This window comes from Candidatus Latescibacterota bacterium (assembly GCA_019038625.1).
Classification (GTDB): Bacteria; Krumholzibacteriota; Krumholzibacteriia; order Krumholzibacteriales; family Krumholzibacteriaceae; genus JAGLYV01.
In genome coordinates, this window is sequence record JAHOYU010000168.1 from 1 (window position 1) to 17,507 (window position 17,507).

The 17,507-nt window shown below is 50.3% G+C and carries 21 protein-coding genes; all 21 read right to left on the reverse strand.

Going from position 1 to position 17,507, the window contains the following annotated elements; all coding sequences use genetic code 11:
* Positions 1-2,676: FAD-dependent oxidoreductase (locus KOO63_12145; protein MBU8922559.1), on the reverse strand; the 2,676-nt coding region annotated here is incomplete at its 3' end.
* Positions 2,677-3,093 (reverse strand): hydrogenase iron-sulfur subunit, encoded by a 417-nt coding sequence (locus KOO63_12150; protein MBU8922560.1) that lies wholly within the window; start codon positions 3,091-3,093, stop codon positions 2,677-2,679.
* Complete coding sequence (locus tag KOO63_12155) at positions 3,093-3,386, reverse strand: metalloregulator ArsR/SmtB family transcription factor (protein ID MBU8922561.1); 294 nt, start codon at positions 3,384-3,386, stop codon at positions 3,093-3,095. The genes KOO63_12150 and KOO63_12155 overlap by 1 nt, the downstream gene beginning before the upstream one ends.
* Before the next feature lie 5 nt (positions 3,387-3,391).
* Positions 3,392-3,646, reverse strand: a complete 255-nt coding sequence (locus KOO63_12160) for a sulfurtransferase TusA family protein (GenBank protein ID MBU8922562.1) — start codon at positions 3,644-3,646, stop codon at positions 3,392-3,394.
* 138 nt (positions 3,647-3,784) lie between these two features.
* Positions 3,785-4,111, reverse strand: coding sequence for a hypothetical protein (locus KOO63_12165; GenBank protein ID MBU8922563.1), 327 nt, complete (start codon positions 4,109-4,111; stop codon positions 3,785-3,787).
* Between the two features lie 60 nt (positions 4,112-4,171).
* A complete protein-coding gene (locus KOO63_12170; protein MBU8922564.1) occupies positions 4,172-4,582 on the reverse strand; it encodes a DUF2914 domain-containing protein in 411 nt (136 codons plus the stop codon).
* A 72-nt stretch (positions 4,583-4,654) separates the two neighbouring features.
* Positions 4,655-5,281, reverse strand: coding sequence for a hypothetical protein (locus tag KOO63_12175; GenBank protein ID MBU8922565.1), 627 nt, complete (start codon positions 5,279-5,281; stop codon positions 4,655-4,657).
* A gap of 19 nt (positions 5,282-5,300) precedes the next feature.
* Positions 5,301-6,710, reverse strand: coding sequence for an amidophosphoribosyltransferase (locus KOO63_12180; GenBank protein ID MBU8922566.1), 1,410 nt, complete (start codon positions 6,708-6,710; stop codon positions 5,301-5,303).
* 194 nt (positions 6,711-6,904) lie between these two features.
* Positions 6,905-7,078, reverse strand: a complete 174-nt coding sequence (locus tag KOO63_12185; GenBank protein MBU8922567.1) for a hypothetical protein — start codon at positions 7,076-7,078, stop codon at positions 6,905-6,907.
* 428 nt (positions 7,079-7,506) lie between these two features.
* Entirely contained in the window at positions 7,507-7,851 is a 345-nt protein-coding gene (locus tag KOO63_12190) for a hypothetical protein (GenBank protein MBU8922568.1), read from the reverse strand.
* 146 nt (positions 7,852-7,997) lie between these two features.
* Positions 7,998-8,441, reverse strand: a complete 444-nt coding sequence (locus KOO63_12195; GenBank protein MBU8922569.1) for a response regulator — start codon at positions 8,439-8,441, stop codon at positions 7,998-8,000.
* 74 nt (positions 8,442-8,515) lie between these two features.
* Entirely contained in the window at positions 8,516-9,559 is a 1,044-nt protein-coding gene (gene obgE / locus KOO63_12200; protein ID MBU8922570.1) for a GTPase ObgE, read from the reverse strand.
* The gene (locus KOO63_12205; GenBank protein MBU8922571.1) at positions 9,556-10,929 is read right to left on the reverse strand and encodes an FAD-binding protein; all 1,374 of its coding nucleotides are present in this window, start codon (positions 10,927-10,929) and stop codon (positions 9,556-9,558) included. The genes obgE and KOO63_12205 overlap by 4 nt, the downstream gene beginning before the upstream one ends.
* Positions 10,930-10,988: 59 nt before the next feature.
* Positions 10,989-12,179 (reverse strand): pyridoxal phosphate-dependent aminotransferase, encoded by a 1,191-nt coding sequence (locus KOO63_12210; protein ID MBU8922572.1) that lies wholly within the window; start codon positions 12,177-12,179, stop codon positions 10,989-10,991.
* A 25-nt stretch (positions 12,180-12,204) separates the two neighbouring features.
* Entirely contained in the window at positions 12,205-12,687 is a 483-nt protein-coding gene (gene coaD, locus KOO63_12215) for a pantetheine-phosphate adenylyltransferase (GenBank protein MBU8922573.1), read from the reverse strand.
* Positions 12,688-12,708: 21 nt separating this feature from the next.
* On the reverse strand, positions 12,709-13,272 hold the full coding sequence (gene rsmD / locus KOO63_12220) for a 16S rRNA (guanine(966)-N(2))-methyltransferase RsmD (GenBank protein MBU8922574.1): 564 nt from the start codon (positions 13,270-13,272) through the stop codon (positions 12,709-12,711).
* Between the two features lie 182 nt (positions 13,273-13,454).
* Positions 13,455-15,413 (reverse strand): type IV pilus secretin PilQ, encoded by a 1,959-nt coding sequence (gene pilQ, locus KOO63_12225; protein ID MBU8922575.1) that lies wholly within the window; start codon positions 15,411-15,413, stop codon positions 13,455-13,457.
* Position 15,414: 1 nt separating this feature from the next.
* Positions 15,415-15,876, reverse strand: a complete 462-nt coding sequence (locus tag KOO63_12230; GenBank protein MBU8922576.1) for a hypothetical protein — start codon at positions 15,874-15,876, stop codon at positions 15,415-15,417.
* The gene (locus KOO63_12235) at positions 15,851-16,474 is read right to left on the reverse strand and encodes a type 4a pilus biogenesis protein PilO (protein MBU8922577.1); all 624 of its coding nucleotides are present in this window, start codon (positions 16,472-16,474) and stop codon (positions 15,851-15,853) included. Before KOO63_12235 ends, KOO63_12230 begins: the two co-directional genes overlap by 26 nt.
* Positions 16,475-16,492: 18 nt before the next feature.
* Positions 16,493-17,047: a PilN domain-containing protein gene (locus tag KOO63_12240; protein MBU8922578.1), complete on the reverse strand. Its 555-nt coding sequence runs from the start codon at positions 17,045-17,047 to the stop codon at positions 16,493-16,495.
* Positions 17,047-17,507, reverse strand: a 461-nt coding sequence (locus KOO63_12245; GenBank protein MBU8922579.1) for a pilus assembly protein PilM, incomplete at its 5' end; no start/stop codon positions are given. The genes KOO63_12240 and KOO63_12245, both read right to left, overlap by 1 nt.

The window sequence follows — 17,507 nt, forward strand, 5'->3', positions numbered from 1 at the left end:
TGCCTGCACAGCTGCGGCACCTGAATGCAGTATCGTATCGGGAATATCCATCGGACCGGCGGCGGCACCAGCCACGAATACTCCCTCGATACTCGTCCTGGCCGGGTTCGTCTCCTCATCGGGCTCTTCGACAAAGGACCACTTGTCGCCCCGCAGTTCTTCCTCACTGAACAGTTCCCTGAATTCGGGATTGGGAATGAATCCTGTCGACAGGACGACGAGGTCATGTTCGGTCTCCATTATCTTTCCACCATTGTCTATATCCTCGTAGCGAAGGATCAGATTGCCTTCGGAGGTCTCGTCGATCTTCGCCACCTTTCCCTTTACAAACTGGACTCCCATTCCTCTGGATTGCTCGTAGAATTCGTCGTAGCCCTTGCCGAAGGCTCTTATGTCTATGTAGTAGAGTGTGACATCCGCAATAGGAAGCGCGCCGAGGAGAAGTTGCGCCTGCTTGATCGAATACATGCAGCATACTCTCGAGCAGATCGGGTTATCAGTCGTATGGTCCCTTGAACCGGCACACAGCACATAGGCTATATTGTCAGGAACCTTTCCATCGAGAGGCCTGAGAAGGTGGTTGTATGGTCTCGTCGGCGCTATTATCCTGTCCATTTCCATGGCCGTTATGACATTTTTGAATTTTCCGTATCCATACCTGTCCATAAGGTGGGCCGGAAAGAGTCCGTAACCGGTCGATACGATCACCGAAGCGACTTCGATCTGTACTTCCTCGCCCTTCATGTAAAGATCTATCGCTTCAGCCTGGCAGGCTTTGACACACTGCTGACATTCGCAGCATATGCCACAGTTGAGACAGTTATCTGCGCTCTCTATCGTCTCCCTCTCTGACATCGGGAGTTCGATCTCGCTGAAGTCACCCACTCTTTCCTCCACATCGCGCTGCTTAACGTCGACATGGTGAGGAGGCCGAAAATCCTTCTGCCTCGACAGGACCTGCTCCTTTGTGACCGGTTCTATCCTGTCGTCATAACGGGGGCCGCCCACATTCCCGTCCCTGATGAATCTATCCATGTAGAAGGCTGCCCTCTTTCCCTGGCCTATCGCCTCCACTATCATCGAAGGTCCGGTCACTACCTCTCCGCCGGCGAAGATCCCATCTACGCTTGTGACCATTGTCTCCGCGTCGGCTTTTATCATCCCGCCCCTTAATAGCTCTATTCCATCAGCCTCGAGAAAACCGGTCTGGCTGGACTGTCCGATTGAGATGAATACGACATCGCAGGGCAGCACGGAGCGTTTCCGGCTGTCGAACTTGGGGGAGAACTTTCCTTCCCCGTCAAAGATGCTCAGGCAGGCGACAGTCTCGACGCCGGTGATCCTGTCTTCGCTCACGATCACTTTTTCAGGCCCGAGTCCGGCTTCTATTATCACTTTTTCCCTGACAGCGTCCTCGATCTCTTCCTCCGAAGCAGGCATCTCTTCACGTTTCTCCAGACACATCATCCTGACTTCCGAAGCGCCCAGCCTCGCGGCTGTCCTCGCCACGTCTATTGCGACATTACCTCCGCCTATTACAAGAGCTCGTTTTCCTTTCAGATCGTGCTTTCGCCCGTGTGTGACATCGAAAAGGAACCTTATCCCGCTGAGGACACCGGGATGGTCCTCGCCCTCTATACCTATGCTCTTTGCTACATTTGCTCCCACCGATACGAATACCGAATCGAAACCCTCATCGAGCAGCCCCCTGACCGAGGTCACCTCGACACCGGTCTCGATCTTCACTCCGAGAGCCGTTATGTTCATGATATCCCTGTCGACCGTCTCTTTGGGAAGACGGTATCTCGGCAATTCGCTTCTCAGCATCCCTCCTGCGATGTCGCGGGCTTCGAGTATCTTCACTTCGTGGCCCTTCTTCGCGAGGAAGAACGCCGCGCTCAGTCCTGCTGGACCGGAACCTATCACAGCCACTTTTTTACCAGTTTTCTCTTCCGGCGGACCGTATTCGGGTTCGGGGTGCCTGTCATAATACCAGTCGGCGATGTATCTCTTTATCATCCTTATGTGTGGAGCTCCGTCCGTCTCGGCGAGGGTACATTCCTTCTCGCAAGGCGAATAGCAGGCTCTCCCCAGGCTTCCCACCAGAGGCGCATCGTCCAGGACGAGATTGAACGCCTCCTCGAATTGTCCCTGCCTGGCCAGCGATATGTATCCGTTCGCCTTGATGTTCGCAGGGCAGTGGAATGTACAAGGTGAAGTGCCCTCGCGGTCGATAACGGCCTTTTTTGGAACGGCCTGTGGAAATGCGATGTGTGCGACGCGTCGGGCGACCAGCCCGAAATTGTATTCATCGGGCACGGACACTGTGCAGACCTTTTCGCACTCCTGGCATCCTGTGCACAGATCGAAATCTACATATCTGGGTTTCCGGTAGAGTGTGACGAGAAAGGATCCTTCTTCACTGCGTCGAATGTTCCTTACTTCGCTGTATACATTGAGGTCTATATTCTTGTGGCTCGCGGTGCCCGCCATCTTTGGAGTGGAGATGCAGCTGGCGCAATCGAGAGTTGGAAAGACCTTCGAGAGAAGGATCATCTTTCCCCCGATACTGGGTTCCTTTTCGACAAGGGCTACCTTATAGCCCATGTCGCCCAGGCTTATCGCCGACTCCATCCCTGCTATGCCACCACCGATTACCAGGGCGTCGTAATCCATCTATTCTCCGCTTTCCGCCGACCCGATCTTCTTGAGGGCCGTGTTGAAATTCTTCATATATTTTTCGAAAGGTTCTGCACAAACGCTGCAGAGAGCCGCCATCTTTACGCGGGCCGGATTGATCTCCCTCTCTACCATCATCTCCTGCGTCCTTGCCATGACCGCTCCGGTCCTTGCCGTACAATCCTCAAGATAGGAACAATCGTTCCCATCGGCGGCCAGAAATACTCCGTCGAAACCGTTCTCCAGAGCGTGAATTATCCATTTCGGTTTGATGCCGCTCGAGCAGGGCAGCGTGATGACGTAGACTAACGGGGAATAGTGCATCTTGTTCCTGCCGGCAAGGTCGATGCCGGGGTCTGACACGTTCTCCGTCGAAAAGACAAGGATCTTCGGTGTTGATCCTTTTTCACTCATTATTTAAATACCTTTTCAAACGATTCCAGAAGGGCAAGGACATGTTCACTAACTATCCTGTATTGGACAAAATTACCGTCTCTCTTCGAATCGACCAGGCCCTCAAGTCTCATTCGCGTCAGGTGCTGAGAGATGTGTGGCTGTGACGCCTCGCAGCATTGCTCAAGTTCACTCACAGTCATCTCGTTTCGACGAAGTTTACAGAGGATATACAGCCTCTGGGGATGAGCAAGGCTCTTGAGCAGTGGCGCTATCTTCTCGCACCTCTCCTTGTCCGAAATTCTTGCGGCCATTTCAATTACCTGGTCTTCTTTACGTACAGTCTCCAGAAACTTGTGTCTTCAACTGTTCCCATGTGCTCGTACTTCATCTTTTTCGTCCACATCGGGATATCGTTGTTCGTTCCTTCGTCAGATGAGATGACCTCCATAATCCCACCCACTGGCACTTCCGCCATCGCTTTCTTCGCCTCCAGCAGCGGACCGGGACAAGCCATACCTCTTGCGTCCACAACCTTGTTCACTTCGAGATTCTTCAGTTCATCGTCCGTCATTGTCTTTCTCCTTAATAAGATTATAAGAATATTCTTATATGCGAATTATATTATAGTTCAGCAATGAATGTCAAGAGAGTTTCGTTGATATTATGTAATCATTCCAGCCACCGAACAGGATCAAGAAAACACCTCGACCTATTTCTGCCAGACCGCGTGTCCACGCTTCCGGAGTATCCGTGCGAGTTCGGATTCCATTTCCACAGCATCTTCATATGGGAGTGGATTGTATTCTTCATAAAGCAGTGGACAAAGGTGTCTGCCGTACTTCCGGACAAACCTGTTCGACTTGTAACCTGCAAGATGATTCTCGAACCGTTTCTCAGGATCAAGGCCGGTCATACCTACATAGTAACACTTACAATCAGGCCTGAATCCCGGATTTTCGCGGATGAAGGACTTTTCTCGGATAACGGCCCGGTCGAGCTCTATGACATAGACGTTATGGTGGGCTTTACTTTTCATCCTGCTGAAGGGTAATACATCTTTACCCGGAATTTCCACGATGAGCAAGATCGCTCTGAACTATTCTTCGACCGGTTTATAGATGAATTCGCGAACGGCCAATACTCTGCCTCCATTGTCTTCGATCTCAACACGCCACGCTCCGGACCATGAAGCCATCATCCTTTTAGAACTCCATGTCCGCCATGAAGCAGATTTGACAGGGAGCCTCACACGAGCCTTCTCTTCCTCACCAAAGATCCACACGTGAGTAATGGTATCAGGAGGGGCGGCTCCCGAAATCCTTGAATAACAATAGAGTCTTTCCTGACTTTCGAAAAACTGGGTGTTTATGCCGGCGGGGGCTTTTTCCTCTATGCCGGTACATATGACTACTTCATCGACTTTCAATCCATTCTCGATGTCCATAGCCATGACGGGGGTTAAAAAGAACGTAAAGACCAACAAGATGAAGAGTGCGATCCTTGACATAACGATCCTCCCTTGAAAATCACCTGGTCGGGGCCAGGCCCGAATTTCTGCCGGACCCGATCCAGCACACAATCAGAACTTTAACAGGGCATTCAATTTCGCTGTTGATAGTTTCAGATCCTTCCCCCCGACGATATTCAGCGAAATGCTTGACTTTCCTTTCTTGAAAGTCAACTTACCCTTCCATCCTCTGTTTGAAAGTTCCAGGATCGTCTTGTGCTTCTTCCCTTTATGCGTAAGCTGTCCTGAAATCCTGTTATTCCTGATATCCAGCACAAAAATGGCCGATCTGTTGAGCCTCGATTTGATCTCGCCGGATAGTCTTCCCTTCCTGTCAAGCCTGAGCTCGAGTTGATGAGTATTCCCCTTCAACTTTAATTTTCCCTCGGGCGGAAACTTGCCCCTGGCGATTCTGACAACCCCGGCCTGAACTTCAAGTTCCAGGCTCTCCCTGCTGGTATCCCTGTATGTACCGGAATACTTTCCCGAATTGTCCAGAACGAGTTTGAGGGAATGCTCCTCACCGGCATGCACAAATGTACCATTCAGTTTTCCCGGAGCAAGATCCAGGGTCAGGGACGAATTATCGCCGAAGTTATATACCGCGCCACTTCGGACCGTCTTTTTTTCGGCATCTATCTCCAGCGTAAGTTCATGATTCTTTCCATGGTCGCTGACCTCGTATTTCTTTCTTGCCAAGATCGCCTCCTGATATCTTTTATATTCCCTGATCGGGATATTTGCCGTTCCAGCAATACAGGCAGAGTCTTTCCCTTGGAAAACCGATCGCCTCGACCATATCTTCAACTGTCTGGTAGCGCAGAGTCGTTACTTCAATATCCTTGCGGATCCATTCGATCATCTTCGCGTACTTCTCTGTAGTATGGTCAAGATATTCTGAAATGTCCTCAATATCCTTCCCCTCGATATCCCTGATGGCCCTTCGTGCGGCCAGTTCATCTATTTCCCTGGTCGATAGATTGAATCTGCAGGGGAACATAAGTGGAGGACATGCCGGACGGCAATGGATCTCTTTCGCTCCACCTTCCCAGAGTTTTTTCGTCGTAAAATTCTTGAGTTGTGTGCCCCTCACTATCGAATCTTCACAGATGACGATCCTGTTCCCATCGATTATCTCCTTCACGGGCACCAGCTTCATCCGGGCGATATGATCTCGTGTATCCTGAGAGGGAGGAGTGTAGCTGCGGCCATATCCAGGAGTATACTTTATCAGCGGACGCCTGTACGGCTTCCCCGACTCTATCGCGTAACCGATAGCGTGAGCGGTTCCGGAATCAGGGATCCCTGCCACTACATCGACTTCTATATCCTTATCTCTTCTCGCGAGACATTTTCCGCATCTTTCCCTGACTGCTTCCGTGTTGATCCCTTCGTAGTCAGAGGCAGGAAACCCTGTATAGATCCACAGGAAAGAGCATATCTGATTATTTTCCCTTCCCACTTTTGCTACACGCATCCCATCCTTACCGAGAAGGACTATCTCCCCCGGATCCAGAATTTTTTCTATCGAGAGATCGTTGTTTGGAAATGCAGTGGTCTCAGACGCCACAGCCCATGCATCTTCACGCTTCGCGATTGCCAGTGCAGAATAGCCCAGTCTATCCCGGGCAGCATATATCCCTTCTCTGCTCAGGAGCAGCAGGGTACATGAGCCGTCGATAGCATCAAACACTTTTTCGATTCCATCGATGATATCATCGCCGCGCGCGATAATCTTCGCCGCAAGTTCGGTGAGATTCACCGTTCCGTCACCAGTCTCACTGAAAGTCACTCCCTCTGAAAGCATCTGGTCCGCCAGTTCCCTTGCGTTGTCAATAAATCCATCTGTAACGATACAAAATGGCCCCAGATGTGAATTAAGGTATATCGGCTGTTCATCAAATGCGCTGATGACGCCGATTCCCATATTACCTTTCATGTTATAAATATCTTTATAAAATTTCGACTTGAACTGGCTTTGACTTATATTGTGGATCTGTCTTGAAAATTCATCGCCAAACATGGCGACGCCTCCGAACTGTGTACCCAGATGAGAATGGTAATCCGTCCCGTAAAGTAACAACTCATTACAACTATTCTCCGATACAACACCGAACAGTCCGCTCATCTTATCCTCCGTCTTTCAGATGAATCTTCCTCTGGATGATCTTCATTTCCGGATCGGTTTCCTACGCAGGGAAAGATGCATTCTACGCCCGACACCAGGTCTGCTCAACCATTATTTTCTATTATGGAAAAGAAAAAGACAGGCCGGGACTTCCTGAAATGTGCCTGCCCGTAACTGTTTATAAATGACAGGTTCTAATTCTTTGTGAACTTGTTTCCTTCCATCTCCTTACCCGAATGCGCGATTATCCACGCGAGTACAGGCTCCCAGGCAAGAGTCCGGGCCTCATTGGAGATAAACAGGTCGATATGACCGAAATCGATCATCTGGTATTCCGGAGGATAGAGGCCTGCAACTATCGTCGTCACATCCGTGCTTCCAAGTATTGAAGGAGAATAGGCTGTGTATTGCCCAAATCCTCCTACTGCGGCTACACTGAGGACAGGAACTGTGACATCCAACAGATTGTCAATGATATGTCAATGCTTTCATTCTTATTCTCAGGCTGGACATATTCCGACAAAAAGTTTTAATTTAGTGAAAATAATACTTGCATCGACTGATTCTTATGTTAAACTGACGAAGTAAGGAGATGAATAATAACAATCCCTTGTATTGACAGTTAAATATATTTTGGTGGCGGCTGATGATATCCCTAATGGCGTTATAGAGTGGCCACGCTCTTTTGCGGCCTGCGGATATTTAGGGTGAAAATCCTTCCGAGACTCCAGTCGCCGCCTTTTTTTGCCCTCCCCAGCTACTTCACCATCTTAAAAGTGACGTTCTTCCCGTTGCCCTAACTTGTCTTCTCACTGTGAGTGAAAAGCCAGAGTCCCATATAGATCAGTCCGGGGAATGCCGCGAGAATATACTGTGCGCCGGGAGGCACGACCCCCACATTGATAAAGTGTACCAGATAATAAGCCAGAATGCTGAAGACCGCTACACTTCCTCCAAGCGCTTCCTTCCTCCAGCCATGGATCAATCCTCCGATCACTCCCACCGGGAAAAAGATGAACATGATCCATTCGATCCCGCTCCACGATGAAAAACTCAATCCTTTACGGACGAACGTCGAGATGATAAATACAATACTTCCAATACTCCAGAGTCTCGCTATCCATCTCAGTATTTTTACCATCAGGCAGCCTCCAGTCAGTTATGTGTAAGGGCAGGATAGGACTACTGACCTGTCTTCGTTATTTGTACCACTATTATGGGGATCTCTTCAAGGGAACAAGACACTTTGGAAGGAATCAATCTCGCAACTTATTACCTGTTAATATATTATTCAGCATCAGACTTTTTCAGAAAAGAAATCCATCGATCGATGATCTCGAGCATTCCCGATCTATTGATCGGTTTCGGCAGGAAATCGTCCATTCCAGCCTCAATACATCTATCCCTGTCCCCCATCATCGTATTTGCAGTAAGTGCTATGATCGGTATTCTGCTTTTTGCGCCATTCATTCTTCTGATTTTGGCTGTAGCCTTGTAACCGTCCATCCCAGGCATCATGCAATCCATCAGGATCAGATCATACGATCGGGATTCAACCGCCTCCGTCGCCTGTAATCCGTCTTCCACTACATCTACACAGAATCCGGCCTTTTCCAGCATCAGGCAGGCGATTTTCTGATTCACCCTGTTGTCTTCAGCAAGCAGTATTCTCGGTTTGCTCCGGGATGTATGGTCGACCAGCTCTTCTCTGCCATCCAGATCCTTGTTCATCTGACCTCTTTTCAAATACTACCCTACACCTGTTTCTCGGTTAAACGGGCATTTCCTTAACTATAAAAACTGTTTCACATACTCAGTGGATCAAAGGGAGGTGTTTCGTCAGGCTCCTCTTCGTCAGCAAACGACTCCAGGACCTTCTTGAAAAGGAGTTGCATCATAGGCGCAAGCCCTTCACCTGAGGCCGCGGAGATCCGATGAAGCTCCACATCCTCAGGCAGGAGTTCAGAATCGAACTTCTGCCAGTCATGAATGATGTCTATCTTGTTAAGAGCGACTATCCTGGGGGTTTCCAGCAACTTCGGAGAATACGATTCAAGCTCATGCAGGAGTTGCCTGTACGCGTCGCGGGCACTGACTTCTCCTCCGACTTCCAGGATTATAAGAAGGACCCTGCACCTCTCCACATGCTGAAGAAACTGCAGGCCAAGCCCCTTACCCTGATGCGCGCCCTCTATAAGCCCCGGGATATCCACCATACAGAATGAAGCCGCTTCATCGACTCTCACAATAGCAAGATTGGGAGTCAGTGTGGAAAACGGATAATCGGCAATAAGTGGTCGAGCCTGGCTCACGGCGCTGAGAAGCGTCGATTTTCCGGCATTGGGCAGTCCGACCAGCCCTACATCTGCAATAAGCTTCAAAGTCAACCTGAGGTTGAGCTTCTCTCCCTCCCGGCCCAATGTAGCCTTCGTAGGAGCCTGGTTAGTGGCTGAACGAAAAGAGAAATTACCTGTTCCTCCATCTCCACCTCTCGCAATGACTATCTCCTGGTCCGCTGAGACAAGGTCAGCCAGAGTCCGGCCACTTTTGGCATCCTGAATGATCGTACCGGGAGGAACTTTTATGACCACATCATCACCGTAGGGACCAGTTTTTCGTGCTCCCTGCCCCGCACTGCCCTTGGGAGCTTTATAATTTCTTCTGTATCTCAGATCGAGCAAAGTCCTCATCTGGGGTTCGACCCGGATAACGATGTCTCCACCTCTGCCGCCATCCCCACCATCCGGCCCTCCGCGAGGTATATTTCTCAACCTTCGAAAACTGACACAGCCATGACCACCATCACCGGCCCTGACACTTATCTCCACAATGTCGATGAACGATGTCATAAATCGTTACTCCCTGCCTGCATGATTCCACTGAAATATTTTCCAGGGTTGAGATACTCTTCAGGATCGAAACATCGCTTAAGATCACTCTGCAATTCAATCTCTCCCCTGGAAAACAGGATATCGAGATACCCGTTCTTTGTTATACCGATACCATGCTCCCCGCTGAGAGTCCCTCCAAGCCGCACTACCTCCTCAAACAGTTCCCGAACGAAGACCATAGCCCTCCTCATCTCATCGGTCTTCCGCCTGTCGGTCATGATATTCACATGAAGGTTCCCATCCCCGCAATGTCCGAATACATAGCAATCCAGGTCGAGCCTTGATGAATAGTCGTTGATAAATGACACGGCATCGGCGAGACTGCCCAGCGGAAGAGAAACATCTTCATTGACCTTTGTAATACCTTTCCTGGCAAGACTGGGACTTATCGCTCTTCGGAGTTCCCACAGCGTCTCCCGCTCTGATTCATCTACGGCCTTTATTATCCCCAGTCCATTATCCCTGCAATACGATTCGAGGATCTCCTGCTGAACGTTGACTTCATCACGATTTCCATCTACTTCGAAAAACAGAAAGCTGTCACCGGTATTAAATTCGCTCGCTCTCATGTACTCGCTTACACAGGCCATCGTCCTCGAATCAATAAATTCCAGGACTGTAGGACAGAATCCTGAAGAAAGAAGTTCTGTTGCCCTTTCCATAGCTTCCGGCCCGGTACCGGCCTGGACGACAGAAGTGACGGCCACCTCGGGAAGGGGCCTTGTGTCGAGCCTCGCAGAATATATGACTCCCAGTGTACCTTCCGCTCCGGTAAGCAGAGCGGCCTCTCCCTCGAGGGGACTCTCGATCACTTCACCCTCGATCGTTATCCAGGTAAGTGAAAGGACATATCTTCTGGTCACGCCATACTTATAGGCTCTCGGGCCTCCAGCGTTCTCAGCGATATTCCCCCCGATGGTCGAAACCTTGAGGCTGGCCGGGTCAGGAGGATAAAAAAATCCATGAGGGTACAGGTAGTCCTGGAGCTCTTTATTGACGATGCCTGCTTCGACTTCGACAGTCGAAGCACCACGGTTAAAATCGATCACTCTCCGCATTTTTTCCGTTGAAATGACCAGGCCACCACCGACAGGAACGCTCCCGCCGGAAAAACCGGTACCCGCTCCTCTCATGAAGACTGGCAGGCCGACCCTCCCGGCTTCACGCACGATACGGACAAGCGGATCCAGTCCTTCTGGAAATACGACGCCAAGACAATCGCCCTTCCTGCCTGTAGCGTCGAAATTGTATGAAAATCGGTACTGGGCTCCCGTGTGTATTCTTATGTCACCAAGACGCCTTGATAACTCTTCGACAGCTTTTCTCATAGGCCTCGGATCCATTCACTGATGCCGGCCTCAGAACCGGAAGACATCTGCCTGAACGACTAGACGTAATCGCGGACGAACGACTCGAACCGGTCGAGAGCCGCGTTCAGTGTTTCCTCAGAAGCAGCAAACGAGAAACGTACCATATTGTCGCATCCAAAGGGACCACCGGGGATCAAAAGAAGCCCCTTATCGGCAAGCAGCTTCTCGCAGAACTCCCCACTCCCCGACACACCACATTTGCCATATAGCCCCGAGACATCGGCGAAGAAATAGAAGGCCCCACCTGGCTCGGGATAGGTGATACCCGGCACTTTGGCAAGCCTGGCATTAAACATATCCCGTCGTTTCTCGAAAGAAGCCTTCATCATGTCACGGTCATCGGCTCCATTTTTTACAGCCTCGACGGCAGCCCACTGGGATATCGCGTTCGGACACCCGGTCGCGTGTGCCTGGTATGCTCCCATCCTGTAAGCGACCTGTTCGCTGGCCAGAGCATATCCCACACGCCAGCCTGTCATGGCGTAACTCTTTGAGACTCCAGTCACGACCACGCAGCTATCCTTCAGTTCCGGCACCAGTTTCACAGGTGAATGATGTTCGTGTCCTCCGTATACCAGGTATTCATAGATCTCGTCACTGATGAGAGCTATTCCCTCTTCCAGAAGAAACCGAGCTATAGCCTCCATATCAGAAGGAGAATATACTGTTCCCGCCGGATTGTTCGGTGTGTTCAACAAAATCGCTTTCGGCCTGCTCTTTTCCACTTCAACCTTGAGACGGTCCACGGTCAACCTGAACCCATCGTCTACCGAAAGCTCGACGATATTGGGAACCGCTCCGACCAGCTTTATCATCTCTGGATAACTCACCCAGTATGGAGTCGTGATCATCACCTCATCGTCAGGATCTGTAAGCACGAACAATGCGTTGAATATCGAGTGTTTCGCTCCGTGGGAGATCACCGTCTCCTTCCAGCCATAATCCACACCGAGTATTCCGGAATATTCTTCTGCTACCGCTTTTCTGAGAGGGGCAATTCCCGCTGCCGGAGTGTATCTGGTCTTACCTTCGTTAATCGCCCTGATACCGGCGTTCCTGATGATCTCTGGAGTATCGAAATCAGGTTCTCCCGCAGCAAGGGCCACGACATCCTCACCAGCTTCTTTAAGAGCGTTTGCCTTTGTATTGAGACTGAGAGTGATCGAAGGTTCGATCTCCGAAGCCCTTTTGCTGACGATATTCGTCACTTCGTTCCTCCTTGGAAATGATCAGTTATGGCTTCCATTCCCTGAGCCTGTCTGAAACAGACTCGGGAACGAGACATTCGACAGATCCACCGAGCCTGTAGATCTCCTTCACTAGTGAACTGTGCAGGTAGATATACCTCTCGTCTGGCATAAGGAATACTGTCTCAAAATCGGGAAGCAGTTTTCTATTCATCAGGGCTATCATCAATTCGTACTCAAAATCGGATACAGCTCTCAATCCCCTGATCACGACATCTACCTCTCGCGCCTTGAACTCGTCTACGAGAAGGCCGTCAAATGTGACTACTTCCACACTATCGAGATCGACCAGACTCTCTTTCACCAGCTGAAATCGCCTCTCAAGATCCAGGAGTGGTGATTTATGTACTCCGGCGGCAACGGCCACGATGACCCTGTCGAAGATCCTTGAGACTCTTCTGACGATATCTACATGTCCATTTGTAATAGGATCGAATGTTCCCGGATACAGAGCCGTTCTTTTCTTCACAGCCCTTCACCTCCTTGACAATCAGGATTCCTCTTCGTTTCTGTATCTGAAATAAGTAACGATCGTTTGACCGAATTTCCTTGTTCTGAGCTTTTCTATCCTGCCAAACTCATTACCTTCTATTTCTTTACCGGTCTCTATGATGAACATCTTGCAGATGTCCTCCCGCGCTTTGCCCAGCATGGAAGCGAGTTTTCCACCAAGACTGGAAGCGTAAGGTGGATCAGCCAGGATAAGGTCGTAACGGCCTTCTGCCTTGATCGCATTTTCAAGAAATCTGGTAGCATCGCCCCGATGGACGACAGCCTGTTCTTTCGAAAATCGGCAACGCTCGATATTCGTTCTCAAGGCCTTGATGATCGATGGGTCCTGTTCGACGAAAACCGCCCTCGAGGCCCCTCTGCTGAGCGCTTCGATGCCCATCGAGCCGGAACCGGCGAACAGGTCGAGTACAACAGCATTCTGAACATCGGAATATAATGTATCGAAGACAGAGCCTTTCACGATCTGAGCCGTCGGCCTGAATTGCGGACCTTTCCCGCCCCTGAGAGCTATTCCCCTGTTCTTTCCTCCGATTACGCGCACGTAGCAACCTCCCTTGCAGTCCATGAACAGCCGTGGCCCGGCAGACCGGACCTCGCAGACAACTCAGGATATAGAACAGACAGGGTCCGGGCAAGGGAAAATAGAAGCGAACGGGGTATAAAAAAGCCCCCGGGTGTCAGGGAAAACTCCCGGGGGCACGACGTTCAGTGGAGGGGGCAAGGTTATTCCACTATCGTCGGAGTAACAAAAATCACAAGTTCCGTCTTTTTGCTGGATTTGCTCTTCGATGAGAAAAGCCTGCCGAGGAACGGGATATCCTTGAGGAACGGCACACCACGTATCACTTCGGTGTCTGACTTCTTGATAAGTCCACCGATAACAGCCGTGTCTCCGTTCTTCACTATGACCCTGGTATCGGCTTCAGCGGTAGCTATGATAACGCCACCCTGGGCCGTTGATTCAGCCTGAAGTTCGCTTACCTCGGGATGAAGATCGAGTGTGATCGTCCGGTCGGCATTCACGTGAGGAGTGACCCTCAACATGATACCGATCTTCGTCAGCTCTGTGACGGGATTGCCCGCCTCGTCAGCTACGATAAGTGGGATCTCCTTACCGACAAGGATACTGGCTTCCCTGTTGTCCAGGGTTGTGATCCTCGGATTGGAGATGATATTCGCCTTGTTTGTTCTCTCAAGCATCTGGAGCAGAGCTGTCAGCTCACCCCACGAACGGACCATACCGAATTTCATCGTGCCGGCACTCGAGGCTATCGTAGCGTCTACTTCGGCGCTTCCTGTAGCACCCACGCCTGCCTTGTGAATGTTGAGCATGTTCCAGTTGATACCGAGTTCCTGCGAAGCCTCAACATCGATCTCGACCAGCTTCGCGTTGATATCGACCTGGTGGGTCTTGATGTCCAGATCCTTCACCATCTCTGATATCTTTTCCACGTTCTTTTCGATATCACGCACGATCAATGAGTTACTACCCGGATCTACTTCGATTGTCGCCCTTGAGGATGTCAACATGCTCTCAAGCGCGCCTCTGAGTTCTTCAGCATTCGAGTTATTGACGAAAATGATCCTGGTCTTCAGCGGCTCGAGTTCTTCCTGTTTTTTGATAGCTGTCTGGATTTCCAGCTCTTCCTTGAGAAGTGTGGTGAGTTCGGCCACTCTGATCATTCCAAATTCTTCCCGGTAACCGAATCCATTCGCCTTGAGGATGATATCGAGCGCTTCCTGCCATGGACAGTCCTTGATGTGAACATGGATCTCGCCTTTTACACCCTTACCAGACACGATGTTCACTCCGGCAAAATCGGAGATCGTACGGAGCACGGTCTTTATATCCGCACCCTGCGCGTCGATAGTTATCTTGTTCGCGCCCATCGCCATGCCTCCACCACCGGCCGGCGCCCCTCTTACATAGGATTCGGACCATGGTAGATTATCTTTTCCGGCATCCGCTCGCTTGTTCATCGAGACAGACTGGGAAGCGGCTGACTGCGTCATATTTTTGCTGGCAGCAGTCGATTCGCTGTCGTCGCCGATCCAGGGAGAACCCTGTGTCTGACTTTTCGGCTGCGACTTCTCTTCAATCTCGACTGTATTCTCGGAATCTTTCTCTGCGACCGGCATCACCATCGGCAGAACGGGCCCCATGGAAGCAGCGGAGATGACCTTCGGTTTTTCGATCTTCCGTGCATCCAATACCGCCACATTCTCAACCGGAACGTAAGGCTGGCTGCCAACACTCGCATCCGACATCTTGATCGCAGCATCAGCGTCCATGATCTCTATCACATGAAGATCGCCTTCGCTGAACATCCTGTAATCTGTTTTTTTCTTCAGGTCGATCACAATCCTGCTGATAAGGACTGGTTCGATCTGGTACTGACTCGTTCTCACGCGGCTGATGACGTCACTTTCAGAATTGCCATCAATTCTGGCGATGTCATACATGGCACCTACGCAATCGACGACAAGCCTGTCCGGCTCCGACATCGTAAAGGCCTTGAATTCAATATCGCCGACCTTGCTGATCTCGAGTCTGGTCCTGCCATCGGCATGTGCGATCTTGAGACCGTTGATCTCCTTATCCCAGTCACCGGCGGAAAGGCTCAGGCACGGTAGCAACAGGCCTGCGAGAACGACAACTGCTGTCCTTCGAAATCTCAGCATCCTATTCTCCTTTTCCCGTTTTGCCCTCCAGCCGGAGGGTTACACTTGTAGTCTGTCCGAACATGGTCAGTCTCGCGACAAGCGCCCTGTCACCCACAGATATGATACTTCCATTTCTGATCGGGTCACCGGCCTTGATGATGTATCCAAAGCCGTTCTTGTCCTCGAGCATCGCGTATTTATCCATTCCACCAGAAAGGACTCCGACGAGTTTCACCCCATAGATATCGACGAGATCGAATTCGCTCTCCTCGAACTCACCGGCAATGAGACTCGTAAAGGGGTCTCTCCTGTTGAAGGCCTGGTAATAGTATTTCTTCTCACGGAGATTTTTCTTTCCCCCTTGTCTTTCCTCAGCTAACGCAATAGAAGGCATGAGCGTTATCGCGAGGAAAAGTACCGGAGCGGCCAGTCCTATAACTGACATCCATACTGATTTAAGACTTTTTCTTCGCGTCTTCATTGATCACTTCACCACCTTCCGTAAGCGTATAAGCCGAAATGTACATCTCGGCCTCTATTGTATGACTCCGGCCGACCTTGTCGGTCGATGCCTTTTTACTATCCATTGGATATATCTTGAGACCGTGAACGTTCAGGATCCTGTCGAGATTGGCAACCTTGGACAGGAAAATGCCGACATCGTGATACTGGCCCTGAACCCTGATCTTCACGGGATTCTCCGTCACAAACTCTTTCCTTATCTGTGGCTGAGGCTGGAAGAGATGAAATTCGATACCAGCCTGATTTCCAGCCCTGGTTACTTTCCTCAGAAGTTTTGCGACTTCCTCCTGCTGTGGAAGCAGGCTCTGCGCGGCGACCCATTTCTCATGCAGCCTGTCATATTCACTCTCGAGCTTCGCGAGATTTCCAACTGTCTGTCTCGCCTTCTCCAGCTCAGCACTCATCTTCTCATACTCCGATGCCAACGAACTGATCTTCGCCTTCTGGGGGTTGAAGAAGAACGGCATGAACGTGGTGAAGAAATATACATAGCCGACAATGAGAAGAAGTATCCCCACTATTATTGATTTCTGTACCTGTGGATCCTTGAAATCCATTTTCGAGACCTCTCTTCCCTACTGGGGCATTACGTTGGCGCTCAATGTGAACTTCATTACTTCCCGATCGTTAATGATTCCCTTTTCGGACACCGTAAGATCGACTCGCGTGAATACCGGTGACGCTTCGAGATTCGTGATTATATCGGCGATCGTGTAGTTCGAAAACGCGATACCATCTATCGAGAAAATGTTCTGAGATAATTCCGTTACGTTAGTAAGCCAGCAATTAGTGGGCACCTTGAACCCAAGATCGTTCAGAAGCTTGACCCTGAAGTACCTGTTCCTGTCGAGGGTCGTGATGAGACTGAGTCTGCGATCGACTTCCTCGCGCTCCCTGGTGATCTGTTTGATCTTGGCAAGTTGCGGGGCCAGCCTTTTGGATTCCTCTGTAGCGATCTCGATCTTCTTCTCGAGACTCTTTACATTGTGGCTCTGAATGAGAGAGATCGACACGATCGCGAGGACAAATACTGCGACCGCAGCTATCAGGTAGACCGTCGACATCTCAGGCAGATTGAACTGGCGTTTCTTAACCCTGTCTTCCGGTGGAAGAAGATTGATCCGTATCATTATTTCCCCGCCTTTCTCAAAGCGAGACCTATTCCAACAGTCAAAAGCGGAGCAATGCTGTCAAGGTCCTCTTCGTATTCACCGAATACACCTTCCTCATAATCGATTCCTTCGAGAGGGTTGTGGATCGAAAAATCGATCCCGTGTTTCTCTGAAAGAATATCCTTGAGGAACGGGATATGTGCTCCACCCCCACTTAGAATAACCTCTTCAATGTTTTCAGCATCACCTGCTGCCTTGAGGAACGATATGCTCCTCTCGATCCCCATCGAGAGATCCTCTGAGCTTGTGCTGATGACTTCCCTTACCTTATCCTCGTCCATTTCGCCCAGATCTCCGGATATTATGTTCTGGGCCTGTTCATAGCTGATAGAGAGATCTTTCTGGAGGTTCTCTATATAGCTCCTCACTCCAACACTGATGTAACGGGTGAAGTGAGGACTACTGACCTGGATGATAT